Below are 2,381 nucleotides of genomic sequence, written 5' to 3'. Positions count from 1 at the left end.
CAACGCGTTCTGGGGTGACTCCTGGACTCCGGTGGTCTGAGTTTCCTCGACCACAACCGTCACTTCGTCACCTGGTCGAGCTTGGATATTCTGTATTGCCCCTCGGCCATGGCCATTTTCACCCGCAGCCGGTAGCCGGTCTCGTTCTGCTGCTGTTCGTTGGCCACCTTGACGCGCAGCGCGACGAGCACGTCGACCGAACCGTCGGGATTGTTGCGCTCGACGGCACCCCGCACGTCGGACACCTCAACGTGGATGTTGGCGGCCTGATAGGCCTGCACCAACTGACTGGTGTACACCAGCGCCTGAGAACGGAAAGCGCCTGTGCCACAGTCGATGATCTTCTGCTCGCTGGCGAGCATCGCATTGGTGTCGGGCGCCTGGGTGGCCGAAACGCAGTCGATAGCGGCCTTGAGCGCCGCGGCGTTGGTGCGGGCTATCACCTGACTGTCGTGATGGAAACGTAGCGCGAGGTAGCCGCCCGCACCGATGCCGCCTGCGCACAACACCAGCAACACCGCGATGCCGACCAGCCAGCCGCGACTCAGTCGCGACGGTCCACGCGGGGCCGGCGCATCCTGGTCGGCCCCGCCATCGGATTCACTCGAGTCTTCGGTTTCGCTCTGATCAGCTCCGTCGCCGGACTCCGACGGCTCCTCGGCCACCGTCTCGGTTTCCGGCGGATCCTCGGGCTTCAACGAATCATCCGCGTCGATGGGGTTCAGCCGGCTGGCGCCAGCATCTCCTTCCATCCGTCGTCTCCTGTTCGGGTCGAGTTCTCGACGGAGTATTTGACTCCGTCTGGCCCTACCAGCTCACCGCTTTGCGGACTGTAAACCGCCGAGGGAGGCCCGGGGGTGTAGACACACGGGTTGGGCTGCTGACCGTTGCACTGCACCGTACCCGACCCCGGCCGTGACAAGGGGTCGCTGGTGGGCGGGGGTGTGCCCGCCACCCGGTCCGACGGGGCCGGGTTCAGCCCGTTGTCGATGGTCGGCGCGGGGATCACCATGCCGGGCTTCACCGGCTGGTCGCAGCGTGCCGCGGGCGCCGGGCACGTCAAGATCTGGTTGGGGTCTCCGAACCAGGGGTTGGTTCCCGCCGGGACGTACGGCTTGGGATCACGGCATTCCCGCGGGGAGGCAGCGCGCTTGCCGGGGATGTCCACGCACGGGATGTTGCGCGACCCGCGGACGCTGTTGGCCGGCGTGTCCATCGGGATCTTGCAGTATGTGCCCTCGGGCAGCGGCTGCATGCTGGTGTCGGCCGGCGATCGCCACTCGGACGCGGGCATGAAGCCGGTGAGGCATGGCGGCGGCTGGTTGATCGACAACCCCAGGTCCAGTGCGGCCATGTTCGGGAAGGGCGCCGCCACGGTCTGCGCGATCGACGCACCCTGGGGCAGGAACACCAGCACCTGCTCGACGCCGGTGTGGTAGCGCTTGAGCAGGTCGAACACGACCTCGACGTTCGCCAGCGTCTGCGGCAGCGATTCACGGACATCGCTGAACACCGAGTTGACGTCATCGGCCGTCGGTGCCGCCTGGCGCAGCACGCTCTTGAGATGTTGATCCTGCTGCGCGGACTGCGCGCTCAGATTGTTCAGGTTGCGCGCCCAGCGCTCGATCGCGCTCCCGGAGTTCACCTGGCTTTCGATGACTGGACCGGAATTCTGGATGATGTCGTTGACGTCGTTGATGTTGGTTTTGAAGTCGCCGACGATCGCCTGCGTGGAGTCGACCAGTCGTTGCAGGGCCGGCCCCAGGCCGCCGACGGATTGTGCGGTCTCGTCCAGCAATTGGGCGATCTTGTCCTTCGGCAACACCGACAGCCCACGGTTCGCGGTGTCCAGGGCCGGTCCGATCTCGGCGGGCACCGTCGACTTCGTGATGGTCTGCCCGGACGAGAGGTACTTGCCGGGGTTGCCGCTCGACTCCAGGTCCAGGTACTGCTCACCGACGGCCGACACCGAGTGCACGTTGGCCGACGCATCGATCGGGATCTTGTAGCGACTGTCGATGCTCATGGTCGCTTCGGCGCCCCGCTCGGTCGGCTCGACATCGGTCACTTTGCCGATGGTGATCCCGCGGTAGGTCACGTTGGCGGTCGGATACAGACCACCCGACGCCGGCAGCTCGGCCTTCAGCGTGTAGCGGCCGATGCCGACCAGACTCGGGATCTGCAGGTAGTACACACCGAGCACGAGCAGCGCGACGACCGTCAGGACCCCGAATGCGATCAGCTGGCGTCTAATGAAGGGAGTCAGCAATTCCTGTCCCCCCTTTCCACCAGTGGTCCGCCCGGCGCGTCGTTCGGGTTCGGCGTGTAGCGCACGTCCGGGATCATCGTCTCGGGGTCGCGGCCATACGACTGCTCGAGGG

General features: G+C 65.9%; 2 protein-coding genes and 1 pseudogene. All 3 read right to left on the bottom strand.

The window, feature by feature from the left end; all coding sequences use genetic code 11:
* Positions 1 to 59: 59 nt before the first annotated feature.
* Positions 60 to 752, bottom strand: a complete 693-nt coding sequence (locus JOZ00_RS07710; protein WP_293341993.1) for an Mce protein — start codon at positions 750 to 752, stop codon at positions 60 to 62.
* On the bottom strand, positions 722 to 2,269 hold the full coding sequence (locus JOZ00_RS07705) for an MlaD family protein (protein ID WP_293341991.1): 1,548 nt from the start codon (positions 2,267 to 2,269) through the stop codon (positions 722 to 724). The genes JOZ00_RS07710 and JOZ00_RS07705 overlap by 31 nt, the downstream gene beginning before the upstream one ends.
* Positions 2,263 to 2,381, bottom strand: a pseudogene (locus JOZ00_RS07700) (mammalian cell entry protein); the annotation flags it as partial. The pseudogene JOZ00_RS07700 and the gene JOZ00_RS07705, both read right to left, overlap by 7 nt.

Source organism: Mycobacterium sp. (assembly GCF_019243155.1).
In the GTDB taxonomy this organism is placed as follows: Bacteria; Actinomycetota; Actinomycetes; order Mycobacteriales; family Mycobacteriaceae; genus Mycobacterium.
Note: the sequence above shows the minus strand (reverse complement) of the source record. Positions and strands in the feature narration are given on the sequence as shown.

Bases quoted from the DNA above. Each gene is read 5' to 3' on its own strand.
- JOZ00_RS07710 (WP_293341993.1), bottom strand. From the start codon at position 752: ATGGAAGGAGATGCTGGCGCCAGCCGGCTGAACCCCATCGACGCGGAT.